The following is a 22853-nucleotide window of genomic DNA, read 5'->3' on the forward strand; positions in this document are numbered from 1 at the left end:
GTCGTGCTCAGTACCAGTGCGGGTTGACGCTCATCTCGTGGCCCCACGCACCGCACGGCGACCCGTAGGCGCTCTTGATGTAGGCGAGTCCCCAGTTGATCTGCGTGTTCGCGTTCGTCCGCCAGTCCGCCCCGGCCGCCGACATCTTGTCAGCGGGCAGGGACTGCGGGATGCCGTAGGCACTGCTCGAGGCGTTCAGCGCGTTCGCCCGCCAGCCGGACTCCTGCGTCCACAGCGACACCAGGCAGGAGAACTGGTCGTCGCCCCAACCGTACGAGCCCAGGGCGCTCCGCGCGTAGGCCTGCGCGGCCGCGGGGTCCACGACGACACCGCCGGTGCTCGGGTAGCTCGTGCCCGTACCGCCGCCGGCGTTGGTGCTCCCGCCGCTGCCGGTGTCGGCGCTCGCCGAGGCTGCTGCCGCCGCCTGTGCCGCGGCGGCCGCCGCACGCTTGCGCTGCTGTTCGGCCTTCTGCGCCGCCACCTTCTGCCCGAGCTCGTACCCGGCGGCCTGCTTCGCGGTGGTGTCCCGGAGCGACGCGAGCTGCGCGTACAGCTCGTCGCTGTGCTGCTCGGTCGACTCGACCGCGGCGTTCGCCACGGCCTCGGCGGACTTCGCCGCCGCGGACCGTTCCTCGGCCGCCTGCGCACGCGTCGCGCGTTCGGTCTCGGCGCGTTCGGCCTGTTCGTGCAGTGACGATGCCGTTCCGGCCGCGACGGACGCCTCGTCCATCACGCCGGACCACGTGGACGACAGCTGGTCGAGCGCGCCCAGCTGGTAGAGCAGCTGGTCGGGGTTCCCCGCGGTCGCGATCCGGGTGGTCATCTGGTTCGTGCTGCCGTCGCGGTACAGGTTCGCCGCCAGCTGCCCGGCGCGTGTCTGCGCGCGCTCGGCCGTCTCGGACGCGCGGTGCGCCTGGGCCTGGAGGCTCGTGGCGGCCTGGGTGGCCTCCGCCAGCTCCGCCTCGGCCGCGTCCGCCTTCGACGAGGCCGTCAGCGCGGCCTGCGACTTCGCCGCCGCCTCGTCCTGCGCCGACTGCAGCGCGGCCTGCACCTTGGTGACCTCGGCGCGCTTGGCGGTCTCGTTCCCCTTGGCCCGCTGCACGTCCTGCCAGGTCGGGTACTCCGTCGCGGACGCCGGGACAGCGGTGAGGACCGGGGCGACGAGCGCGCCGACGACCACGGCGGCCGCGACGAGCACGCCCCGCGAGGGGGTGAGACGCATGGCAGCAGGTTACCGAGGCTCGCCCGGCCGTCAGCGAGCCGCGCCGCCGATTCCCTGTGGACTGGTAAAGTCCATCGTGTCCGAGGACCGTTTCCCCGGATGTTCGACACAACACTGCGCAGGCCGGGCACGGAGCTGGTCATCGGTGGTGGCTCGCGGGCCGGAACGGTTTCCCGAGTGCTTCTACTGCTGGCCAGACATGCGTCCGGAACGATCGGCGCGCACGCACCATCGAGTGCCGTCGCCACGGCCTGCCGAACACACATCAAGGAGGCACCCTTTTGGAGGGTCCCGAGATCAAGTTCGCCGAAGCCGTCATCGACAACGGCAAGTACGGCAAGCGCACCGTCCGGTTCGAGACCGGTCGGCTCGCACAGCAGGCGCAGGGCGCGGTCGCCGCGTACCTCGACGAGGAAACGATGCTCCTCTCGGCCACCAGCGCCGGCAAGCACCCGCGTGAAGGATTCGACTTCTTCCCGCTGACCGTCGACGTCGAGGAGCGCTCCTACGCCGCCGGCAAGATCCCCGGTTCGTTCTTCCGCCGCGAAGGCCGCCCGTCGACCGAGGCCATCCTGGTCTGCCGACTCATCGACCGGCCGCTGCGCCCGTCGTTCGTCGACGGCCTGCGCAACGAGGTCCAGATCGTCATCACCGTCCTGAGCATCGCTCCGGACGAGTTCTACGACGCGCTGGCCATCAACGCCGCGTCCGCGTCGACGCAGATCTCCGGTCTGCCGTTCTCCGGCCCGATCGCCGGTGTGCGCCTCGCGCTGATCGGCGAACAGTGGGTCGCGTTCCCGAAGGCATCGCAGCTCGCCGACGCCGTCTTCGACCTCACGGTCGCCGGCCGTGTCGTCACCGACGAGGCGGGCAACGAGGACGTCGCCATCATGATGGTCGAAGCCGAGGCCACCGAGCACAGCTGGGAGCTCATCCAGGGCGGCGCCACCAAGCCCGACGAGGCCGTCGTCGCGCAGGGTCTCGAGGCGGCCAAGCCGTTCCTCAAGTCCCTCGTCGACGCCCAGGCGAAGCTCGCCGCGCAGTCCGCCAAGGAGATCCAGGACTACCCGGTCTTCCCGCCGTACGCGCCCGAGGTCTACTCGGCCGTCGAGGCCATCGCGCTCTCCGAGCTCGGTGACGTCTACAAGATCGCCGCCAAGACCGAGCGCCAGGACGCCGACGACGCACTCAAGTCGCGCGTCAAGGAGGCCATCGCGGCGAAGGTGTCGGCGGGCGAACTGCCCGACGTCGCCAACTCGCAGGTCAGCGCCGCGTACAAGTCGGTCACGAAGAAGGTCGTCCGCGGCCGCATCCTGACCGAGCAGGTCCGCATGGACGGCCGAGGTCTGGCCGACATCCGTCCGCTCGACGCCGAGGTCGCCGTGATCCCGCGCGTCCACGGTTCGGCGATCTTCCAGCGCGGCGAGACGCAGATCCTCGGCGTCACCACGCTGAACATGCTCAAGATGGAGCAGCAGATCGACTCGCTGTCGCCCGTCACGAAGAAGCGCTACCTGCACCACTACAACTTCCCGCCCTACTCGACCGGTGAGACCGGCCGTGTGGGTTCGCCGAAGCGTCGCGAGATCGGGCACGGCTTCCTCGCCGAGCGCGCCCTCGTGCCGGTGCTGCCGACGCGTGAAGAGTTCCCGTACGCCATCCGTCAGGTCTCCGAGGCGCTCAGCTCCAACGGCTCGACCTCGATGGGTTCCGTCTGCGCCTCGACCCTCTCGCTGCTCAACGCCGGTGTGCCCCTCAAGGCCCCGGTCGCCGGCATCGCGATGGGCCTGGTGTCCGACACCGTCGACGGTCAGACCCGCTACGCGGCACTGACCGACATCCTCGGTGCCGAGGACGCCCTCGGCGACATGGACTTCAAGGTCGCCGGTACCTCGGAGTTCGTCACCGCGATCCAGCTCGACACCAAGCTCGACGGCATCCCGTCGACGGTGCTCGACGCGGCGCTGAAGCAGGCCAAGGAGGCCCGCTCGGCCATCCTCGGTGTGCTGAACGAGGCGATCGACGCCCCCGACGAGATGGCGGACACCGCTCCTCGCGTCATCTCGGTGCAGATCCCCGTCGACAAGATCGGCGAGCTGATCGGCCCGAAGGGCAAGACGATCAACGGCATCCAGGACGAGACCGGTGCCGACATCTCGATCGAGGACAACGGCACCGTCTACATCGGTGCCGTCGACGGACCGTCGGCCGAGGCCGCTCGTGCGTCGGTCAACGCGATCGCGAACCCGACCAACCCGGAGATCGGGGACCAGTTCCTCGGCACCGTCGTGAAGATCGCCACGTTCGGCGCCTTCGTGTCGCTGCTCCCGGGCCGTGACGGTCTGCTCCACGTCTCCGAGGTGCGCAAGCTCGCCGGTGGCAAGCGTGTGGAGAACGTCGAGGACGTCCTGGGCGTCGGCCAGAAGGTCCTGGTCGAGGTCACCAAGGTGGACGACCGCGGCAAGCTGTCGCTCGCGCCGGTCGTCGCCGAGGAGTCGGACACCGACTCCAGCGGTGCCCGCGAGGAGTCGACGGACGCCACCGTCTGATCCACCCCTGGCACACGAACGGCCGTCGTCCCTTCCGGGGCGACGGCCGTTCGTCGTTGCGGGGTCGTCCTACGCGGCGGGGGTCTCCTGCGTGCCGACGAGCTGCGCGCGACCGAGCAGGTGCTCGCGCAGCACGAACCCGACGACCGCGGGGGTCGCGTCGGCCGGCGCCTCGAGCAGCGGCACGTCGAGGGCGCTCAGCGTGAAGAAGTAGCGGTGCACGCCGTGGCCCGCGGGCGGAGCGGCGCCGAGGAACGTGTCGGTGCCGAACTCGTTGCGGCGGCGGAGTGCCTCGGCCGGCAGCAGGGCGTCGTCGGTGCCGGCGCCGGCGGGCAGCGAGGTCGCCGAGCCCGGGATGTCGGTCAGGCTCCAGTGCCAGAAGCCCGAACCGGTCGGGGCGTCGGGGTCGTACACGGTGAGCACGAAGCTCTTCGTGCCCTCGGGAGCGCCGGACCACTCGAGTGCGGGAGAGCGGTCCTCGCCTCCCGCGTCGGTGCCGCGCGCCGAGGTCGGCAGCTCGCCGCCGTCGGTGAAGTCGGGGCTGGTCAGGGTGAACGAGGGGACCTCGGGGAGGTTCCAGTTGGGGTCGTTGGCCATGCGCCCAGCCAACACCCACCGCCTCGGCGGCCGCCCGACGCGGCGGCCCGACGCGGCCGCCCGACGCGGCCGCCCGGTGCGGTGGCCCTGTCCGAACTCCGCCGAATGACCGGGAACGGTGGAGGCACCCCCCTGTTCGGGGGTATCTTCGCCGCACGATCGACCATCCCGCCGATCGCGGCTCGACCGACCCGTTTCCCTGCAGCGTCGGTGGGGTCCCGTGCTGCCAGCACGACATGAGGACAACGATGTTCGACAAGCGTTTCATCCACCACGCCATCGATCGCAGCGCCGAGAACGCGCTCGACCGACGACGGTTCTTCGCAGCCGCCGGCGTCGCCGGCGCCTCAGCCGGCATCGCCGCGCTCGGCTCGTCGGCGCTCACCACCGACCGCGCCGCCGCCACCCCGGAAGAGGACGGTGCCGTCTCCGACGCCGCCATCCTCAACTTCGCCCTGAACCTCGAGTACCTCGAGGCCGAGTTCTACCTGCGTGCCGTGTTCGGCGCGGGCCTCGCCGACAGCATGATCACCGGCATCGACCCGCAGGGGCCGGTGATCGGTGGCAAGAAGGTGCCGTTCAAGACCGCGGCCATCCGCGGCATCGCCACCGAGATCGCGAACGACGAGCGCGCGCACGTGGCGTTCCTCCGATCCGCCCTCGGCGGTGCGACGGTCTCACGTCCGAAGATCGACCTCGTGTCGAGCTTCACCGCGGCGGCGCGCGCTGCGGGTGTGGTCGGCCCGACCGGCACCTTCGACCCGTTCGCCAGCGAGGAGAACTTCCTGCTCGGGGCGTACATCTTCGAGGACGTCGGGGTCACCGCCTACAAGGGAGCCGCGCCGCTCATCACCAGCAAGACGTACCTCAGTGCCGCGGCGGGCATCCTCGCCGTCGAGGCCTACCACGCCGGGATCATCCGGTCGAAGCTCTCGGACAAGGGGTTGCAGGTGCCGGCGAACAAGATCTCCGACGCCCGTGACTCGCTCGACGGTCCGACCGACGACGACCAGGGGGTGACGACCCGGTCGGGAGCGGTGAACCTCGTGCCGACGGACGCGAACTCGCTCGCCTACGGCCGCACCGCGGAGCGTGTCCTGAACGTGGTGTTCCTGAACCCGAACCAGATCGACAAGGGCGGGTTCTTCCCGGACGGCGTCAACGGGTCGATCGTCGCGAGCGGCAACCCCGGGAGCGCCACCGGACCGGCCTGATCCGCGCGACGCGACCGGTCGCGGTGAGCGCGACCACACGGGCGGACGGGAGGCACGGTGCCAGCTGGCACCGTGCCTCCCGTCCGCTCGTGGTCGCGCCGGGCTGGCGCCGACGGCTGACGCGACAAGGTCGACGTCGTGCGACATCGGGGATGTCGTTCGTGCGCGCCTGCGACTGTTGCGGCCGCGGTGGAGCGACAAAGCCGACGTCGTACGACATCGGGGGTGTCGTTCTGCGTCGACGGCAGCCGGGCGTCAGGCGGCGAGGACGCGGTCGACGACGCGACCGAGCGCTGCCGTCGCCGCGATGGCGTCACCGGCGTAGGCGCCGGCCATCGCACCGTCGCGCGCGAGCATGAGCTCGTCGGCACCGTCGCCCGGCAGCTGGTGGCCGGACTCCTGCAGCAGGGTGGCGAGCCGGTCGGTGTACCAGTCGCGGTGGGTGGCGACCACCTCGCGCACGGGGTCGCGGGGGTCGTGGTACTCGGCGGCGGCGTTGAGGAACGCGCACCCGCGGAAGTCGGGGTCGTTGACCTCGTCCGCAAGGGCGGCGACCCACGCGCGGACCGCTGCGGCGGAGGAGCCGGCGTCGGTGACGAGCTGTTCCAGGCGTTCCTGCACCCGCTCGTGCTGCGTGCGGATGTAGGCGAGGATCAGGTTGTCCTTCGACCCGTAGTGCTTGTAGAACGTCGCCTTCGTGACGCTCGCCTCGGAGATGAGGCGGTCGACGCCGACGCTGTGGATGCCCTCTTCGTAGAAGAGTCGCGTGGCCGTCTCGAGGATGCGGACCTTCGCGCCGCCGGAGCGGGGAGTCGGGGGGACGCTCGACCCGTCCGGCGACGCGAGGTTCGTGCTCGGACCAGGGAGACGCTGGACGGCCGGTTGGGGGGAATCGACCGTCACAGCGTGGCTCCTTGGTTCATCGGCTCCGCGGACGAGTGGGGGGACTCGTGGCCGCGAGGACTGATGTCCCGAGCCGCCGGATCGGAACTTAGGGGGGCTTTCGATCCGGCGTGAACGACTGTACCACAAGGAGGACAGACAGACGAGTCGGTCTGTCCGCAATTTCTGTACCCCTCTTCGAGTGACAGTCCGTGGGCCTGTGGAAACTGGGCGGTGGGCTCCGGAGCATCAGTAGGCTCGTCTGCGATGAACCAGCCAGTGCCACTGCCGCTCGGGGCCCCGGACACGTCCTTCCTGACGTCCGGAGGAGCCTTCGTCCGCCGCACCGTGCTGCCGTCGGGTGTCCGTGTGCTGACCGAAGCCGTGCCCGGTGCCGCTTCGACGAGCATCGGGTTCTGGGTCGGCGTCGGTTCGCGCGACGAACGCGACGGCCAGTTCGGATCGACCCACTTCCTCGAGCACCTGCTGTTCAAGGGCACCGAGACCCGGTCGGCGCTCGACATCGCGATCGCGTTCGACTCGGTCGGCGGCGAGCACAACGCCGCGACGGCCAAGGAGTACACCTGCTACTACGCACGGGTGCGGGACGCCGACGTCCCGATGGCCGTGCAGGTCATCGGTGACATGGTGACCGGCTCGGTGCTCGACCCGGAGGCGTTCGCCGTCGAGCGCGGCGTCATCCTCGAAGAACTCGCGATGGCCGCCGACGACCCGGCCGACGTCGCGGGTGAAGCGTTCTTCGCCGCGGCCTTCGGCGGACACGCGCTCGGTCGCCCGATCGGCGGGACCCCGGACAGCATCCGCGCGGTCCAGCGGGACGAGGTCCTGGCCCACTACCGCGAGCACTACGCACCGAACGGCATCGTCGTGACCGCCGCCGGTGCCGTCGACCACGACCGGTTCTGCGACGCGGTCGCCGCGGTGTTCCACGACGCCCCGCACGCCGAGCCGCTCGCGCGCCGGACGCCGCAGACCGTCGCCGACCCCATCGAGCCGAAGCTGTCGGTGGTCCACCGTCCGACGGAACAGGTCAGCATGCTGCGCGGCTCGCAGGGACTCGACCTGCGCGACGACCGCCGGCCGTCCCTCAGCGTCCTGAACGCCGTGCTCGGCGGGGGCATGAGCTCCCGGCTCTTCCAAGAGGTCCGCGAGCGACGCGGCCTCGCCTACGCGGTGTCGTCCTTCGCGCCCGCCTACCTCGACAACGGCGCCTTCGGCGTCTACGCGGGCTGTGCGCCCGACAACGTCCCCGGGGTCATCGAGATCATCGACGCCGAGTTCCGCCGCATGGTGGACGACGGCATCACCGACGACGAGCTCCGCCGTGCCAAGGGCCAGATCGAGGGCGCCCTGACGCTCTCGCTCGAGGACTCCGACGCCCGGATGACCCGCCTCGGCCGGTCCGAGCTCGGCACCGGGGAGTACACCGACCTGTCGACCGCACTGGAGCGTGTCGACCGGGTCACCACCGACGGCGTGCTCGAACTCGCCCGCGACCTCCTGACCCGCCCGACGATCACGTCGGTGGTCGGGGCGGTCCAGCAGGACGAGCTCGCCGCAGCGATCGGGATGGGCAGCTGAGCACGGACATGTCGCACTACCTGTACCTCGTCCGGCACGGCGAACACCAGGACGCCGAGCACGGCCTCCGCGACGGCAAGCTGTCGGAACGCGGCAAGCGCCAGGCCATGCTCGTCGCCGACCGTCTCGGCGGGCTGCCGTTCGACGGCGTGTACCACTCCCCGTTGGAGGCCCCGAGCGAGACCGCCGCGTTCCTGGCGCAGCGACTGCCGTCGATCCAGCCCGAACCGTCGACGCTGCTGTTCGACTGCGTCCCCTCCGGCCCGACCCCGGACATGCCCCACGCCTACCAGGGCTGGTACGGCGGCGTGACGGAAGAGGAGATCATCGCCGGCCAGGCGCAGATGGGCGACGCCGTCTCCGAGTGGTTCACCCCGGCGCGCGAGGACCGGCACGACCTGCTCATCACCCACAACGCCGTGATCGGCTGGTTCGTGCGCGAGGCGTTCCAGGCGCCCGAGTGGCGCTGGATGGGCACGAACGTCGCGCACACCGCGCTGACGATCATCCGGATCCGTTCCGCGAAGCCGGCCGAGGTGGTCGCGCTGAACGACCTGGCCCACCTGCCGGTGGAGCTCCGCACCGGGCTGCCGGTCGACCAGCCCGTCTAGCGGGAGACCGGCTTGCGGAACCAGGTGGTCGCGTTCGGATTGTCGTTGAACGGCGCGACACGGTCGTAACCCCGGCTGCGGTACATCGCGCCCGCCGCGACGAGCGAGTCGTTCGTGTCCAGCACGATGCTCGTCGCCCCCAGCGCGGCGCCTTCCCGTTCGAGCGCGTCCATCAGCGCCGTGGCCACGCCCTTGCCCCGTCCCGCCGGGGTGACGAAGACGTGCTTGACCTCGAACCGGACGTCCGTGGTGGTCGCGTCGGGGTCGTCCGCGATCCGCCGAAGGCCGCCGCAGCCGACCGCGACCCCGCCGCCGTACGCCACCGCGAAGACCCCGTTCGGCGGCATGAACTCCGCCGCCGGGGTGCGCTTCCGCGAGTACGCGCCCTGCGCACTGGGGAACGTCGCCTCGCGCTCGTCGAGGTACGCGTCGAGCAGGACGTCGACCTCGGGCAGATCGGCCGGCACGGTCCTGACCTCGACTGACATGCGTCGATCCTAGGATGGACCGCATGGTCACTCCCGTCGCCGTCGTCGGCGCCACCGGTCGTCTCGGGGGCCTCGTGGCCTCCGTCGTCGAGGAACTCCCGGAGTTCGAGCTCGTCGCCCGCCTGTCGTCGAAGGACGGTGCCCACGAAGCACCGCCGTCGGTGTTCGGCGGTGCCGCGCTCGTCGTGGACGTGACGGTGCCGGCGCTCAGCCCCGCGATCGTCGAGAACGCGCTGTCGAGCGGGGCGAACGTCCTCGTCGGCACGTCCGGGTGGTCCGCCGACCGTCTCGCGAAGCTCCGCACCGCCCTGCAGGAGCGTCCCGACCAGGGCGTCCTCGTGGTGCCGAACTTCTCGATCGGGTCGGTGCTCGGCACTCACCTGGCCACCATCGCGGCGCCGTGGTTCCCCTCCGTCGAGATCGTCGAGACGCACCACGCCGGCAAGATCGACTCGCCGTCCGGCACCGCGGTGCGCACCGCCGAGCTCATCGCCGAGGCCCGTCGCGACGTCGGCCCGGTCGAGGCCCCGCACGTCGACCAGCGCGCCCGCGGCCAGCAGGTGGCGAGCGTGCCGATCCACTCGCTCCGGTTGCCCGGGGTGAAGGCCGTGCAGGACGTCCTGCTCAGCGGCCCCGGCGAGACCCTGACGATCCGGCACGACACCAACGACGACGTCGCCTACGTCGCCGGGATCCGTGCGGCGTTGTCCGCCCTCGGATCCGCCCGCGGGCTCACCGTGGGCCTCGGCAGCGTCCTCGGCATCGGCTGACCCGGTGGGACGTGCAGCGCGTGCCGGCCGCGCGATCCGGTCGCCGTTCTGGGGAGCAGCGCTGATGACCCTGCTGCTGGCGCTCTACATCGTGCTCGTCGGGCAACGGGCCGTGGCGTTCATCGCCACCGGCATCCCGATCGGGATCGGCATCGGCGTCGCCCTGTTCGTCGTCGCCGCGATCGGGGCGCTGTTGCTCGTGCTCGAGTTCCGCTTCGGCATCCGGATCACCCGGCTCGGCTCCCGGCTCGAGGCCGAGGGCGGTGCACCGGAGGACGTCGTGCCCGTGCGTCCGTCCGGCCGTCCGACGCGCGAGGCCGCAGACGAGCTCTTCCCGCAGTACAAGGCCGCTGTCGAGCAGGACCCGGCGGACTGGCGCGCCTGGTACCGGCTCGGGGTCGTCTACGACGCCGCGGGGGACCGCAAGCGCGCTCGCGCCGCGATGCGCACGGCCCTGACGCGGTCGAGCGCCTGAGACCCGGTCAGAGGACCGCGTCGACGGCGTCCACCGCACGCGTGTACCGGAACACGTAGCCGGACTCGAGCAGCTTCGTCGGCACCATCCGCTGACTCGACAGCAGCATCTCGTCGGCGGCGTCCTGCAGCGCCAGGCGCAGCGCGAACTCCGGGATCCGGAACAGGTACGGCCGGTGCAGGTCCTCGGCGACGCGCTTCGTGATGCGGTCGGCGACGACGGCTTCCGGCCCGGCGAGGTTGACCGGCCCGCTGACCCCGGACGCCGACGGGCTCGTCGCCAGGTGCACGATCGCCCCGACCTCGTCCTCGAGCGCGATCCACGGCCAGTGCTGCCCGCCGGTGCCGAGGCGACCGCCGAGCCCAGCCCGGGTGAGCGGGATGAGGGGTGCGAGCGCGCCGCCGCCCTCGCCGATCACGATGCCCGTGCGCAGGATGACGACCCGGACGCCCTCCGGAGCCGCGTTCGCCGCGGCCTCCCACGCGGTGCAGACCTCGGCGAGGAACCCGGTCCCGGGTACCGCGTCGTCCTGCAGGACGTCCGCCGGACGGTCGCCGTACACGCCGGACGCCGACCCGGACAGGAACAGTGCCGGGGGAGTGCTGGCGTGCCGCATCGCCTCGACCAGGGTGTCGGTCGCGTCGACGCGGGAGCGCCGGATCTCCTCGCGGTACTTCGCGGTCCATGGCAGTTTGCCGATGTTCGCCCCCGCCAGGTTGATCACCACGTCGGCACCGTCGACGATGGCCGGGTCGAGCGGCCGGCGACCCGGAGCCCAGCGGAACTCGGTGGCCGTGTGCGGCTCGCGCCGGACGAGCGTGGTCACGTGGTGGCCCGCCTCGCGCAGCGCGCGGACGAGCGGGGTGCCGATGAAACCGGACGCGCCGGCGATCAGGATCGAGAGGGGCTCTGCCGCCGTGTCTGCCATGCCGGCAACGCTACTCACGCCGACGTAGGCTTCTGTGTGTGAGCGACAGCGAGACCGTGCAGCCCGACCCCACCGTGCCGACCCCGTACGAGGACCTGCTCCGCCGGGTCCTGACCGAGGGCACGCCGAAGGGTGACCGCACCGGCACCGGGACCCGCAGCCTGTTCGGCGCGCAGCTCCGCTACGACCTGTCGAAGGGCTTCCCGCTCGTGTCCACGAAGCGCGTGCACTTCAAATCGATCGCGTACGAGCTGCTCTGGTTCCTGCGCGGCGACGGCAACGCCACCTGGCTGCAGGAGCACGGTGTCCGGATCTGGAACGAGTGGGCGGACGAGGACGGCGACCTCGGCCCCGTCTACGGCGTGCAGTGGCGCTCGTGGCCGACCCCGTCCGGCGAGCACGTCGACCAGATCGCCCAGGTCATCGACCAGATCCGCACGAACCCGGACAGCCGCCGGCTCATCGTCTCGGCGTGGAACGTCGCCGAGATCCCGGACATGGCGCTCGCGCCGTGCCACGCGTTCTTCCAGTTCTACGTCAACGACGGCAAGCTCTCGTGCCAGCTCTACCAGCGCAGCGCCGACATGTTCCTCGGCGTCCCGTTCAACATCGCCTCGTACGCGCTGCTCACCCACATGATCGCCGCGCAGACCGGGCTCGAGGTCGGCGACTTCGTCTGGACCGGCGGCGACTGCCACGTCTACGACAACCACGTCGAGCAGGTCGAGGAGCAGCTGTCCCGCACGGCGTACGCCCTGCCGACGCTCGAGCTCGCGCCTCGCGACTCGATCGACGACTACGAGTACGAGGACTTCACCGTCGTCGGCTACCACCACCACCCGGCGATCAAGGGCGCGGTCGCCGTCTGATGATCGGCATGGTCTGGGCCCGGTCGACCGACGGGGTCATCGGGGCTGACGGCGGCATGCCGTGGCACGTGCCCGAGGACCTCGCGCACTTCAAGCAGGTCACGGGCGACGCCACGGTGCTCATGGGCCGTCGCACCTGGGAGTCCTTGCCGGAACGCTTCCGTCCGCTGCCCGGTCGCCGCAACGTGGTGCTCACCCGCGACGCGTCCTGGACCGCCGACGGCGCCGAGGTCGTGCAGGACCTCCGAGCCGCGCTCGACGGTGCCGACGGTGCCGCCAGCCCCGTCTGGGTCATCGGCGGCGGCCAGGTCTACGCCGCGGCGCTGGACCGTGCCGACCGGGTGTCCGAGACCGTCATCGACGTCGATGTGCCCGGCGACACCGTCGCACCGACGCTCGGCGAGCCGGCCGGCTGGACGCTCACCGACGAGGGCCCGTGGCAGGTGTCCCGCACCGGGACCCGTTACCGCTTCCTCGAGTGGCGCCGCGCGTAGCGCAGCACAACCAAAGTGCGTGCGAACCACGCGTTCCCGTGGTTCGCGATGACTTTGGTTGTGCGGACGGCCGCGGGCGGCCCTGGACGCACCCGCGACACCGGGCGTGAGCGGCAGGACGGACGTGATCCGGGCCTCCCGTCCGCGCCGCAGGCAGGCGACCGTCCACCCGGACGGCGGCCATCGCGCCCATCCCCGGTACGCTGGTGCCCGTGTCCCCGCGTGAGAATCCCTTCGGTCAGGTCCTCGTCGCCCTCGTGACCCCGTTCACGGCCGACGGCGAGGTCGACTGGCCCGGCGTCGAGCAGCACATCGACGACTGCATCACCGCCGGCGCCGACGGCATCGTCGTCACCGGGACGACCGGCGAGACCAGCACCCTGACCGACCCCGAGAAGCTCCGTCTGGTCGAGGTCGGCAAGTCCGTCGCCGCCGGCCGCGCGAAGATCATCACGGGTGGCGGGTCGAACGAGACCGCGCACGCGATCCACCTGTACAAGCAGAGCGAGAAGGCCGGCGCGGACGGTGTGATGATCGTCACGCCGTACTACAACAAGCCGACCCAGTCGGGTGTGCTCACCCACTTCCGGATGATCGCCGACGCCACCGACCTGCCGGTGATCCTGTACGACATCCCGGGGCGCACCGGCATCCCGATCACGTACGAGACGATCGTGCGGGCGTCGCACCACCCGAACATCCTCGCCGTGAAGGACGCCAAGGGCGACTTCGCCGAGGTGTCCCGCGTGCTCAACAACACCGACCTCATGTACTTCTCCGGCGACGACACCAACGTGCTCCCGCACCTGTCGATCGGCGCGACGGGCCTGATCGGCGTCACCGCGAACATCACGAGCACGCCGTACCGCACCATCATCGACGCCGTGAACCGCGGCGACCTGGCGACCGCCACCGCCGAGCACAAGCGCGTCGAGCCCCTCGTCCGCGCCGTGATGACCCACGTGCCCGGCACGGTCGCGGCGAAGTACATCCTCCACGGGCTCGGTCGCATCGGCAGCCCGCGCGTCCGTCTGCCGCTCGTCGGCCCCGAGGACTCCGAGGCGTACGCCATCGAGACCTCGCTCGAAGCCGTGCGCGACGTGCCCGGCGCCGACTTCTCGAACTTCCGCCCCGACCGCAACGCTGCGGCCGGCGGCGCACTGCCAAAGGTGCCAGGCACCACCCGCTAGCGAACACCGCGGCGCGCTCCTCGCGCGTCGCCTGAATCCGTAGGACCGAATGCCCACACAAGTCTCCACACCGCAGCCGCTCGAACCCGGCACCCTCCGCGTCATCCCCATCGGGGGACTCGGCGAGATCGGTCGCAACATGACCGTCTACGAGTACGAGGGCAAGCTCCTCATCGTCGACGCCGGCGTGCTCTTCCCCGAGGAGCACCAGCCCGGGGTCGACCTGATCCTGCCGGACTTCGCGCCGATCCGTGACCGTCTCGACGACGTCCTCGGTGTCGTGCTCACGCACGGCCACGAGGACCACATCGGTGCCGTCCCGTACCTGCTGAAGCTCCGCGACGACATCCCGCTGATCGGCTCCACGCTGACCCTCGCGCTCGTCGAGGCGAAGCTCAAGGAACACCGGATCAAGCCGTACACGCTCGTCGTGGCCGAGGACCAGACCGAGCAGCTCGGCCCGTTCCACCTCGAGTTCGTGGCCGTGAACCACTCCATCCCGGACGCCCTCGCCGTCGCGATCACGACCCCCGCCGGTCGTGTCCTGCACACGGGTGACTTCAAGATGGACCAGCTCCCGCTGGACGACCGCATCACCGACCTCCGTGCGTTCGCCCGTCTGGGCGAGGCCGGCGTCGACCTGTTCCTGCCGGACTCCACGAACGCCGACGTGCCGGGCTTCACCGCCCCCGAGCGCGACATCGGCCCGGTGCTCGAGAACATCATCACGCGCGCCCGCAAGAAGGTCGTCGTGGCGAGCTTCTCGTCGCACGTGCACCGTGTGCAGCAGGTCCTCGACGCAGCCGCGGCCGCGAACCGCAAGGTCGCGTTCATGGGGCGCTCGATGATCCGCAACATGACCATCGCCGCCGACCTCGGCTACCTCCGCGTGCCCGAGAACGTCCTCATCGACACCAAGAAGGCGAAGAACGTCCCCGACGACCAGATCGTCTACATGTCGACTGGGTCGCAGGGCGAGCCGATGGCCGTGCTCGCGCGCATGGCGAACCTCGAGCACCAGATCGAGATCGGCGAGGGCGACACCGTCATCCTCGCCTCGTCGCTGATCCCGGGCAACGAGAACGCCGTGTACCGCGTCATCGACGGGCTGACGAAGCTCGGCGCGAAGGTCGTGCACAAGGGCAACGCCAAGGTGCACGTCTCCGGACACGCCTCGGCCGGCGAACTGCTCTACTGCTACAACATCCTGCGTCCGCGCAACGTCCTGCCCGTGCACGGCGAACACCGCCACCTGTACGCGAACGCCGACCTGGCGATCCAGACGGGTGTGCCGCCGCGCAACGTGATCCTCGGGCAGGACGGCATCGTCGTCGACCTGAAGGACGGCGTCGCGACGGTCGCCGGGCAGCTCGACATCGGCTACGTGTACGTCGACGGCTCGACCGTGGGCGAGATCACCGATGCCGACCTCAAGGACCGCCGCGTGCTGTCCGAAGAGGGCTTCATCTCGGTCTTCGCCGCGGTGGACTTCACCACCGGCCAGTGCGTCATCGGCCCGGAGATCCAGTCGCGCGGCTTCGCCGAGGACGACTCCGTGTTCGACGACGTCCGTCCGCAGATCGCCAAGGCGATCGCCGAGGCTGCCGCGAACGGTACGCGCGACTCGCACGCGTTCGCGCAGGTCGTCCGCCGCACGGTCGGCCGCTGGGTCAACACCAAGCACCGCCGTCGTCCGATGATCGTCCCGGTGGTCATCGAGGCGTAGCGCGTCGGTCGCGTTCATCGCGGTCGACCGGGAGGCCCGTCCAGCGTCCTTCACGGATGCTGCGGCGGGCCTCCCTTGGTTTGTCCTGGGAGGGGATTAGGGTTCTGCCCATGGCCGGAGGCACCAAGTCGACCACGCGCTCGCGCGCGTCCACGTCGTCCCGTGGGAACGGGACGCGCGGTTCGTCGCGCACCCAGGCCACGACGAAGAAGCTGCCGCAAGCGGCACCGACACCGGTGTTCCGCGAGCAGAACCCGCTCGTGACGTTCTGGCTCGCGATGGCGCACGGCGTCGGCGCGATGTTCCGACTGCTCGGCAAGGAGTCCCTCGAGAAGGACCAGCGGCGTGACGGGTTCCCGTTCCTGCTGTTCGTGCTGGCCATCGCCGGTGCGGTCGTCGAGTGGCTCAACCCGACGAACGGGGTGTCGGTCGCCCTCGACGCGTACACGTTCGGCGGGCTGTTCGGCCGGTTGGCGTTCGCTCTGCCGGTGATCATGATCGTCTTCGCCGGATGGCTGTTCCGGCACCCGGCCTCGGTGCACGACAACACCCGGATCGGCATCGGCCTCGGGATCCTGCTCGTCGCGATCGCCTCGCTCTGCCACGTCTTCGGCGGGCAGCCGAGCGCAGCGGACGGCATGCCCGCCCTGGCTGCGGCCGGCGGTGTGCTCGGCTGGGTCGTGATCGGCTGGCTCGTCACGATCGCGACCGCCTGGGTCGCGGTCCCGGTGGCGATCGTGCTGCTCGTGCTCTCCCTCTTCATCATCACCAAGACGCCGCCGAACAAGGTCGGGCGTCGGCTGCACGAGCTGTACGCGTACCTGTTCGGAGCGCCGGCCCCGGCCGCCGAGCCCGAGGTCGAAGCGGCAGCAACGGCACCCGCCGCCCGCACCAAGACGACCAAGCGCGGCAAGAAGGGCGACACCGACTTCCAGCTGTTCGACGACCTCGGCTTCGGCGAGGAGCAGGCCGCTGCCGACGGTGACGCCGGCGGCGACAACGTGCCGTGGTGGCGGCGGAACAAGTCCGGGCGCGAAGAGGACCCGGCGTACGACAGCCCCGTCCTGCCCCCGGCCACCGGTGTCGCACCGACGGCCCCGCCCGCCGCGGCGGCTGCACCCGCTGCCCCGGTGGTCAACCCCAACGCGGGCGCTGCGGCCGGTCTCGTGGACCTGACGCCGGCCGAACCCGCGTCGGTCAACCTCAACGACTCCGTCGAACAGGACCTGCAGGTCGCCGAGCAGGCCCTGCGGGACTTCGGCACCGACGTCCCCGCGCGTCCGGAGCCGACCGCGGCGATCCGCCCCGCGGTGCCCGACGTGGTCGCGGCACCCCTCGTCGAGGACCCCGTCGTCGACGAGCCCGAGGAACTCTCCGCGGCGGCGACCGACGACGACCCGTCGAAGCCGTACCGCCTGCCGGCTGCGACCACCCTGAGCTCCGGCACCCCCTCGGTCGCCCGCAGCCAGGCGAACGACGACATCGTCGCCGCCATCACCGGCGTGCTGACGGAGTTCAAGGTCGACGCGAAGGTCACCGGGTTCTCCCGCGGTCCGACGGTCACCCGCTACGAGATCGAGCTCGGCCCGGGTGTCAAAGTCGAGCGCGTCACGGCGCTGTCGAAGAACCTGTCCTACGCGGTGGCCTCCAACGAGGTCCGGATCCTCTCGCCGATCCCGGGCAAGAGCGCCATCGGCGTCGAGATCCCGAACTCCGACCGCGAGATCGTGTCCCTCGGCGACGTGCTGCGCTCGAACGCGGCGCGGAAGTCGAAGCACCCGATGACGATCGGCGTCGGCAAGGACGTCGAGGGCGGCTTCGTCGTCGCGAACCTGGCGAAGATGCCGCACCTGCTCGTCGCCGGTTCGACCGGTTCCGGCAAGTCGGTCTTCATCAACTCGATGATCACGTCGCTGCTCATGCGGGCGAAGCCGTCCGAGGTCCGCATGGTCCTGGTCGACCCGAAGCGCGTCGAGCTCTCGATCTACGCGGGTGTCCCGCACCTCATCACGCCCATCATCACGAACCCGAAGAAGGCGGCCGAAGCGCTGCAGTGGGTCGTGAAGGAGATGGACATGCGGTACGACGACCTGGCGTCGTTCGGGTTCCGCCACGTCGACGACTTCAACCAGGCGATCGAGAACAACGAGATCGTCCTGCCCGCGGGCAGCGAGCGGAAGCTCAAGCCGTACCCGTACCTGCTCGTCGTCGTCGACGAGCTCGCGGATCTCATGCTCGTCGCCCCGCGCGACGTCGAGGAGTCCATCGTCCGCATCACCCAGCTCGCCCGTGCCGCCGGCATCCACCTGGTGCTCGCGACGCAGCGTCCGTCGGTGGACGTCATCACCGGCCTGATCAAGGCGAACGTGCCGTCCCGCATCGCCTTCGCGGTGACGAGCGTCACGGACTCCCGTGTCATCCTCGACCAGCCCGGCGCGGACAAGCTCATCGGTCAGGGCGACGCGCTCTTCCTGCCGATGGGATCGTCGAAGTCCCTGCGAGTGCAGGGCGCTTGGGTGCAGGAGGGCGAGGTCGCCGAGGTCGTCCAGCACGTCACCCGCCAGGCCCAGCCCGAGTACCGCCAGGACGTCCAGGCCGTGGTCGAGCGCAAGGAGATCGACGCCGACATCGGCGACGACCTCGAACTGCTGCTCGCGGCGGTCGAACAGGTCGTCTCGACGCAGTTCGGCTCGACCTCGATGCTGCAGCGCAAGCTCCGGGTCGGCTTCGCCAAGGCCGGTCGCCTGATGGACCTGATGGAGTCCCGCGACATCGTCGGGCCGTCCGAGGGTTCGAAGGCCCGCGACGTGCTCGTCACCACCGACCAGCTGCCCGCGGTGCTCGCGAAGCTCCGCGGCGAGGAGCCACCGGCCGCTCCGGCGCCCGTGGCCCCCGTCCCCGGCCCGGGTGACGACGGAGACCGCTACGGCGCCGACCCCGTGGGCGACATGACCCGCGGGTACGATGAAGTGCACGACGAGCCCGATGAGGACGCGTGGGGACTGACGGGCAGGGAGTGAAGGCGATGACCGCCTCGGACGGCACGGAGACGACGGACGGCGCCACGACACACGGCGCGAAGTTCCCCTGGCGCGGGCGACTGCTCCGCAAGGGTCCCGGCCCCGCATCGACGGCGAACGTCGCGAACATCATCACCGTGGTGCGCATCCTGATGGCGCCGCTGTTCTTCGTGCTGCTCCTCGCCGACGCCGGCGACGACGGCCCGCTGCGCATCTGGGCGGCGATCGTCTTCGTCGTCGCGATCGTGACCGACAGCGCCGACGGCATCATCGCCCGGCGGCAGAACCTGGTCACCGACTTCGGCAAGCTCGTCGACCCGATCGCCGACAAGGTCCTGATCGGCGGCGCGCTCGTCGCCCTGTCGATCCTGGCCGAGCTGCCCTGGTACGTGACGGTGCTCATCATGGTGCGCGAGATCGGCATCACGGTGTTCCGCTTCGCGGTGCTGTCGGACCGGGTGATCCCGGCCAGCCGTGGCGGCAAGATCAAGACCGTGCTGCAGGCCGTCGCCCTGACGTCGGCACTCTTCCCGTGGTGGGAGCTCGTCGGTGACTGGGCGCACTGGGTGAACGTGGTGCTGATGAGCGCCGCCTTCCTGGCGACCGTGCTCAGCGGCATCGACTACCTGTACCAGGCGTGGAAGCACAACCGGACCACCGCGTGACGCAGGCCGACGACGCGGCCGGCGCCGTGCCTCCCGGCCCTGCCGACACGGTCGACGCGATCGCGCAGCACCTGGTCGCCGACCTGACGCGTCGCGGTGAGACCGTCGCCGTGGCGGAGTCGCTCACCGGCGGGTTGGTGGTGTCGACGCTCGTCGGTGTTCCGGGGGCGAGCGCCGTGGTGCGCGGGGGAGTCGTGGCCTACGCGACGCCCGTCAAGCACACCGTGCTCGGGGTGTCGTCGGCGTTGCTGGCGGCCAACGGGGCCGTCGATCCCGAGGTCGCGCGGCAGATGGCGGCCGGTGTCCGCATCGCGCTGTCCGTCGATGGTGAGCCGGCGACGTGGGGGATCAGCACGACCGGTGTCGCCGGGCCGGACCCGCAGGACGGCAAGCCGGTCGGCACCGTCTACGTCGGCATCGCGTCGGCGGACGGCGCCACTGCCTGGGAACTCCACCTCGACGGGGACCGCGGTGCAATCCGCACGGCGTCCGTCTCCGAACTCCTGACACGGATGTCGTCCGTGGTCCGGGGCCGGGAATAGGTCCCGTTTCCACTGGGTTACATCTCACGCAATCTCCAGCAGGACGGCAGCCAGCCTGGTTAGCATGCTTCAACCGGCAACGCTAAAGTTGCTGAACCCGAACTCGATCCTCCGGATCGGGCGGGCGCGGAGACGACAGAGAGGAGGAGTTCTCATGGTTCTCGTTCGTCAGGAAATCGGCGATGTGCTTCGGGACTTTCGCTTGCAGAAGGGCCGGACCCTCCGTCAGGTCGCGTCCAAGGCCAGTGTGGCTCTCGGGTACCTCAGTGAGGTCGAGCGTGGTCAGAAAGAGGCCAGCTCGGAGATCCTCGCGTCCGTCGCGGACGCGCTGGACACCCCCATCTCCACGATCATGCGCGAGGTGGGCGACCGCCTCGCGATCGTCGAGGGACTCACTCCCGTCCCCGACACGCTCCCGGACGACCTCGTCGCCGAGTTCGACAACGACCTCGCGGTGCGCTGAGCGCCTCGCACTGACCGCCCCCGCCGGAACCTCCCGGCGGGGGCGTTCTGCGTCCGGGGCGCTGTGTGTTCGGGGACGCTTTAGGCTTGTCGGATGCGGGTGAGTGAGTTCTGGCGTGCCGTCGACCAGGTGTTCGGCGAGGCCTACGGGTCCGTGGTCAGCCGTGACGTCGTGCTCGAGGACCTCGGTGGCCGCTCGGCCGTGGACGCCCTCGCCGCCGGCATCGACGCCCGCCGGGTGTGGGACGCCCTCTGTGACTCGCAGGACGTCCCGCTCGACCGGCGGCACGGCAAGGGGTTGGCCGAGCCGCAGAACTGAGGCGTCCCGCGCGCATCCGCGCCGCCGTCATCGCCCGAAACTGTGTTCGGCGTGTTGCTCGAACGGGTGTTCGATCGGTGGTACGTTCCTCCACAGCGGCGTCGCCCGGGTGCTCCATCCACAGATCGCCTGACCGTCGGCAGTGATGTCGGTGGCCAGCCATAGGTTGATGGACATCGGGAACAGCCCGAAGCCTTGTCGCAGAACCATCGGCCTTGCACCACCGGCCGGCGTGGACGCGACAGCCTACAGGCGGCCGAACACGAGCACGAAGGAGCACCCCATGCCATCACCGGCAGACCGCGAAAAGGCCCTCGAGACCGCACTCGCACAGATCGACAGGCAGTTCGGCAAGGGTGCGATCATGCGCCTCGGTTCGGACGAACGCGCCCCCGTCAACGTCATCCAGACCGGGTCGGTGGCGCTCGACGTCGCGCTCGGCATCGGGGGACTGCCCCGCGGCCGCATCGTCGAGATCTACGGCCCGGAGTCCTCGGGCAAGACGACCCTCACCATCCACGCCATCGCCAACGCCCAGCGCGCCGGTGGCATCGCGGCCTTCATCGACGCCGAGCACGCGCTCGACCCGGAGTACGCCAAGAAGCTCGGTGTCGACATCGACGCCCTGCTCGTGTCGCAGCCGGACACCGCCGAGCAGGCGCTCGAGATCGCGGACATGCTCGTCCGCTCCGGCTCGATCGACCTCATCGTGATCGACTCGGTCGCAGCACTGGTGCCGCGCGCCGAGATCGAGGGCGAGATGGGTGACTCCCACGTCGGTCTGCAGGCCCGCCTCATGTCCCAGGCGCTGCGCAAGCTCGCCGGTGGGCTGAACCAGACGCAGACCACGATGATCTTCATCAACCAGCTGCGCGAGAAGATCGGCGTGTTCTTCGGTTCCCCGGAGACCACCTCGGGCGGTAAGGCACTGAAGTTCTACGCGTCCGTCCGCCTCGACATCCGTCGCATCGAGACGCTCAAGAGCGGCACCGACGCGGTGGGCAACCGCACGCGTGTCAAGGTCGTCAAGAACAAGATGGCGCCGCCCTTCAAGCAGGCCGAGTTCGACATCCTGTACGGCGTCGGCATCTCGCGCGAAGGCTCGCTGCTCGACTTCGGTGTCGACCACGGCATCGTCAAGAAGTCGGGTGCCTGGTACACCTACGACGGCGACCAGCTCGGGCAGGGCAAGGAGAACTCGCGTTCCTTCCTGATCCAGAACCCCGACACGGCGGCGGAGATCGAGGGCAAGATCCTCGCCAAGCTCGGCGTCGGTGGCGCCAAGGCGGAAGAGGCTCCGGTCGAGTCGATCGCGCCGAAGCTCGCGGAGCGCAAGGGCGCGTGAGCACCGACCACGACGACGACGGCCTCGCACCGGTCACCGACCTGTTCGGTGCGAGGTCCCGTCGCCGGGCCCCGGCAGCTGCGGAGCCCACCCCCGAACCCGAGCAGACGGTGCCCAGCATTCCGGAGCCCGTGCTCGAAGACGATGCGGACACCCCCGTCCCGTTGCCCATCCGTGGGCCGCGTGCCCAGGCCGACTGGGTCTCGCCGGTCATCGGCGACGGTTCCGGCCGGACCGCGCGGGCCGAGCAGGACGGCTACGACGACGACGGGGCGGACGCCACGACGGCGTCGGTCTTCTCGATCGCCGGTGGCGAAGAACTCGACCCTGCGGATGCCCCGCGTCCCCTGGACGAGCAACGCGCCGACGCCGAGCGGCTCAGCATGCGGGCGCTCGGCCGCAAGGGCGTGAGCGAGTCCGAGATGCGGACACTGCTCACCCAGCAAGACCTCGACCCCGACGTGGTCGAGCACGAGATCGAACGCCTGACCCGCGTCGGGCTGCTCGACGACGTCGCCCTCGCCACCGACCTGGTGGACCGCTTGCACGCCCGCAAGGGTCTGGGGCGGCAGGGCGTGGTCACCGAGCTGCGTCGTCGTGGCATCGACCAGATCGCGATCGACACCGCGCTCGACGAAGCTGCGGACGACGAAGACGACGAGTTCATCCGCGCCCAGGAGCTCGCCGACAAGCGTGCGCCGCAGATGCGCGGGCTCGACCGTGCGACCGCCGAGCGTCGGTTGTCGGGGTTCCTGATGCGCAAGGGCTACGGCTCGGGCGTGGTGCGGATCGCCGTCCAGCGGGCCCTCGACGGCGGCGGACGCCGGCCTCCGACGGGCCGCGGGACCGTGCGCTTCGAGTAGTCGCCCCGACCTACACTGGG

22 protein-coding genes are annotated in these 22853 nt (G+C 70.5%); 17 read left to right on the forward strand and 5 right to left on the reverse strand.

Annotation, left to right across the window (positions count from 1 at the left end):
- Positions 1-7 precede the first annotated feature (7 nt).
- The gene (locus HQQ88_RS12600; protein ID WP_173169605.1) at positions 8-1222 is read right to left on the reverse strand and encodes a hypothetical protein; all 1215 of its coding nucleotides are present in this window, start codon (positions 1220-1222) and stop codon (positions 8-10) included.
- Between the two features lie 281 nt (positions 1223-1503).
- Here HQQ88_RS12600 and HQQ88_RS12605 point away from each other — a divergent pair, with 281 nt between their 5' ends.
- Positions 1504-3771, forward strand: coding sequence for a polyribonucleotide nucleotidyltransferase (locus tag HQQ88_RS12605; RefSeq protein ID WP_123293920.1), 2268 nt, complete (start codon positions 1504-1506; stop codon positions 3769-3771).
- A 69-nt stretch (positions 3772-3840) separates the two neighbouring features.
- Here the strand turns inward: HQQ88_RS12605 and HQQ88_RS12610 are convergent, their stop codons facing one another.
- Positions 3841-4368, reverse strand: coding sequence for a YbhB/YbcL family Raf kinase inhibitor-like protein (locus HQQ88_RS12610; protein WP_123313522.1), 528 nt, complete (start codon positions 4366-4368; stop codon positions 3841-3843).
- A 248-nt stretch (positions 4369-4616) separates the two neighbouring features.
- Here HQQ88_RS12610 and HQQ88_RS12615 point away from each other — a divergent pair, with 248 nt between their 5' ends.
- Positions 4617-5582, forward strand: coding sequence for a ferritin-like domain-containing protein (locus HQQ88_RS12615; RefSeq protein WP_173169606.1), 966 nt, complete (start codon positions 4617-4619; stop codon positions 5580-5582).
- Positions 5583-5837: 255 nt separating this feature from the next.
- On the opposite strand, the gene HQQ88_RS12620 is transcribed toward HQQ88_RS12615, so the two are convergent.
- Positions 5838-6485 (reverse strand): TetR/AcrR family transcriptional regulator, encoded by a 648-nt coding sequence (locus HQQ88_RS12620; protein WP_123341038.1) that lies wholly within the window; start codon positions 6483-6485, stop codon positions 5838-5840.
- Between the two features lie 246 nt (positions 6486-6731).
- Between HQQ88_RS12620 and HQQ88_RS12625 the strand changes: the two genes are divergently transcribed.
- Both HQQ88_RS12625 and HQQ88_RS12630 read left to right on the forward strand, forming a co-directional pair.
- Positions 6732-8066 (forward strand): pitrilysin family protein, encoded by a 1335-nt coding sequence (locus tag HQQ88_RS12625; RefSeq protein ID WP_123293916.1) that lies wholly within the window; start codon positions 6732-6734, stop codon positions 8064-8066.
- Positions 8067-8074: 8 nt separating this feature from the next.
- Entirely contained in the window at positions 8075-8677 is a 603-nt protein-coding gene (locus HQQ88_RS12630; protein WP_111084585.1) for a histidine phosphatase family protein, read from the forward strand.
- Here HQQ88_RS12630 and HQQ88_RS12635 read toward each other — a convergent pair.
- Positions 8674-9165, reverse strand: a complete 492-nt coding sequence (locus tag HQQ88_RS12635; protein ID WP_173169607.1) for a GNAT family N-acetyltransferase — start codon at positions 9163-9165, stop codon at positions 8674-8676. The two genes, HQQ88_RS12630 and HQQ88_RS12635, sit on opposite strands and share 4 nt — an antisense overlap.
- Before the next feature lie 23 nt (positions 9166-9188).
- On the opposite strand from HQQ88_RS12635, the gene HQQ88_RS12640 reads away from it, so the two are divergent.
- Together HQQ88_RS12640 and HQQ88_RS12645 are read left to right on the forward strand one after the other, a co-directional pair.
- Positions 9189-9935 (forward strand): 4-hydroxy-tetrahydrodipicolinate reductase, encoded by a 747-nt coding sequence (locus HQQ88_RS12640; RefSeq protein WP_228505012.1) that lies wholly within the window; start codon positions 9189-9191, stop codon positions 9933-9935.
- A 64-nt stretch (positions 9936-9999) separates the two neighbouring features.
- Positions 10000-10410 carry a tetratricopeptide repeat protein gene (locus HQQ88_RS12645; RefSeq protein WP_173169675.1) on the forward strand — a complete coding sequence of 137 codons (411 nt, stop codon included), beginning with the start codon at positions 10000-10002 and terminating at the stop codon, positions 10408-10410.
- Between the two features lie 7 nt (positions 10411-10417).
- On the opposite strand, the gene HQQ88_RS12650 is transcribed toward HQQ88_RS12645, so the two are convergent.
- On the reverse strand, positions 10418-11338 hold the full coding sequence (locus HQQ88_RS12650) for a TIGR01777 family oxidoreductase (RefSeq protein ID WP_173169608.1): 921 nt from the start codon (positions 11336-11338) through the stop codon (positions 10418-10420).
- Positions 11339-11376: 38 nt separating this feature from the next.
- Here HQQ88_RS12650 and HQQ88_RS12655 point away from each other — a divergent pair, with 38 nt between their 5' ends.
- From HQQ88_RS12655 to HQQ88_RS20195, 11 genes are all read left to right on the forward strand, one after another.
- Positions 11377-12207, forward strand: a complete 831-nt coding sequence (locus HQQ88_RS12655; RefSeq protein WP_134194208.1) for a thymidylate synthase — start codon at positions 11377-11379, stop codon at positions 12205-12207.
- Positions 12207-12701 (forward strand): dihydrofolate reductase, encoded by a 495-nt coding sequence (locus tag HQQ88_RS12660; protein ID WP_173169609.1) that lies wholly within the window; start codon positions 12207-12209, stop codon positions 12699-12701. The genes HQQ88_RS12655 and HQQ88_RS12660 overlap by 1 nt, the downstream gene beginning before the upstream one ends.
- A gap of 212 nt (positions 12702-12913) precedes the next feature.
- Positions 12914-13891, forward strand: coding sequence for a 4-hydroxy-tetrahydrodipicolinate synthase (gene dapA / locus HQQ88_RS12665; RefSeq protein ID WP_111084638.1), 978 nt, complete (start codon positions 12914-12916; stop codon positions 13889-13891).
- A 49-nt stretch (positions 13892-13940) separates the two neighbouring features.
- Positions 13941-15617: a ribonuclease J gene (locus HQQ88_RS12670; protein ID WP_131878632.1), complete on the forward strand. Its 1677-nt coding sequence runs from the start codon at positions 13941-13943 to the stop codon at positions 15615-15617.
- Between the two features lie 110 nt (positions 15618-15727).
- Positions 15728-18637, forward strand: a complete 2910-nt coding sequence (locus HQQ88_RS12675; protein WP_173169610.1) for a DNA translocase FtsK — start codon at positions 15728-15730, stop codon at positions 18635-18637.
- Positions 18634-19302, forward strand: a complete 669-nt coding sequence (gene pgsA / locus HQQ88_RS12680; RefSeq protein WP_173169677.1) for a CDP-diacylglycerol--glycerol-3-phosphate 3-phosphatidyltransferase — start codon at positions 18634-18636, stop codon at positions 19300-19302. Before HQQ88_RS12675 ends, pgsA begins: the two co-directional genes overlap by 4 nt.
- Positions 19303-19361: 59 nt before the next feature.
- Positions 19362-19844, forward strand: a complete 483-nt coding sequence (locus HQQ88_RS12685) for a CinA family protein (RefSeq protein WP_123939007.1) — start codon at positions 19362-19364, stop codon at positions 19842-19844.
- Between the two features lie 154 nt (positions 19845-19998).
- Positions 19999-20307 carry a helix-turn-helix domain-containing protein gene (locus HQQ88_RS12690; protein WP_027464765.1) on the forward strand — a complete coding sequence of 103 codons (309 nt, stop codon included), beginning with the start codon at positions 19999-20001 and terminating at the stop codon, positions 20305-20307.
- A 93-nt stretch (positions 20308-20400) separates the two neighbouring features.
- On the forward strand, positions 20401-20625 hold the full coding sequence (locus tag HQQ88_RS12695) for a DUF3046 domain-containing protein (protein WP_111084594.1): 225 nt from the start codon (positions 20401-20403) through the stop codon (positions 20623-20625).
- A 283-nt stretch (positions 20626-20908) separates the two neighbouring features.
- Entirely contained in the window at positions 20909-21970 is a 1062-nt protein-coding gene (gene recA / locus HQQ88_RS12700) for a recombinase RecA (RefSeq protein ID WP_111084595.1), read from the forward strand.
- Positions 21967-22833 carry a regulatory protein RecX gene (locus HQQ88_RS20195; protein WP_123673447.1) on the forward strand — a complete coding sequence of 289 codons (867 nt, stop codon included), beginning with the start codon at positions 21967-21969 and terminating at the stop codon, positions 22831-22833. The genes recA and HQQ88_RS20195 overlap by 4 nt, the downstream gene beginning before the upstream one ends.
- The last annotated feature ends 20 nt before the right edge of the window (positions 22834-22853 follow it).

Origin of the sequence: Curtobacterium sp. VKM Ac-2861 (assembly GCF_013204965.1) — a bacterium.
GTDB lineage: Bacteria > Actinomycetota > Actinomycetes > Actinomycetales > Microbacteriaceae > Curtobacterium.

Coding starts and splice junctions, on each gene's coding strand:
- HQQ88_RS12600 (WP_173169605.1), bottom strand. CDS start 1,222: ATGCGTCTCACCCCCTCGCGGGGCGTGCTCGTCGCGGCCGCCGTGGTC.
- HQQ88_RS12610 (WP_123313522.1), bottom strand. CDS start 4,368: ATGGCCAACGACCCCAACTGGAACCTCCCCGAGGTCCCCTCGTTCACC.
- HQQ88_RS12615 (WP_173169606.1), top strand. CDS start 4,617: ATGTTCGACAAGCGTTTCATCCACCACGCCATCGATCGCAGCGCCGAG.
- HQQ88_RS12625 (WP_123293916.1), top strand. CDS start 6,732: ATGAACCAGCCAGTGCCACTGCCGCTCGGGGCCCCGGACACGTCCTTC.
- HQQ88_RS12630 (WP_111084585.1), top strand. CDS start 8,075: ATGTCGCACTACCTGTACCTCGTCCGGCACGGCGAACACCAGGACGCC.
- HQQ88_RS12635 (WP_173169607.1), bottom strand. CDS start 9,165: ATGTCAGTCGAGGTCAGGACCGTGCCGGCCGATCTGCCCGAGGTCGAC.
- HQQ88_RS12640 (WP_228505012.1), top strand. CDS start 9,189: ATGGTCACTCCCGTCGCCGTCGTCGGCGCCACCGGTCGTCTCGGGGGC.
- HQQ88_RS12645 (WP_173169675.1), top strand. CDS start 10,000: ATGACCCTGCTGCTGGCGCTCTACATCGTGCTCGTCGGGCAACGGGCC.
- HQQ88_RS12650 (WP_173169608.1), bottom strand. CDS start 11,338: ATGGCAGACACGGCGGCAGAGCCCCTCTCGATCCTGATCGCCGGCGCG.
- HQQ88_RS12660 (WP_173169609.1), top strand. CDS start 12,207: ATGATCGGCATGGTCTGGGCCCGGTCGACCGACGGGGTCATCGGGGCT.
- HQQ88_RS12670 (WP_131878632.1), top strand. CDS start 13,941: ATGCCCACACAAGTCTCCACACCGCAGCCGCTCGAACCCGGCACCCTC.
- HQQ88_RS12675 (WP_173169610.1), top strand. CDS start 15,728: ATGGCCGGAGGCACCAAGTCGACCACGCGCTCGCGCGCGTCCACGTCG.
- HQQ88_RS12690 (WP_027464765.1), top strand. CDS start 19,999: ATGGTTCTCGTTCGTCAGGAAATCGGCGATGTGCTTCGGGACTTTCGC.
- HQQ88_RS12695 (WP_111084594.1), top strand. CDS start 20,401: ATGCGGGTGAGTGAGTTCTGGCGTGCCGTCGACCAGGTGTTCGGCGAG.
- recA (WP_111084595.1), top strand. CDS start 20,909: ATGCCATCACCGGCAGACCGCGAAAAGGCCCTCGAGACCGCACTCGCA.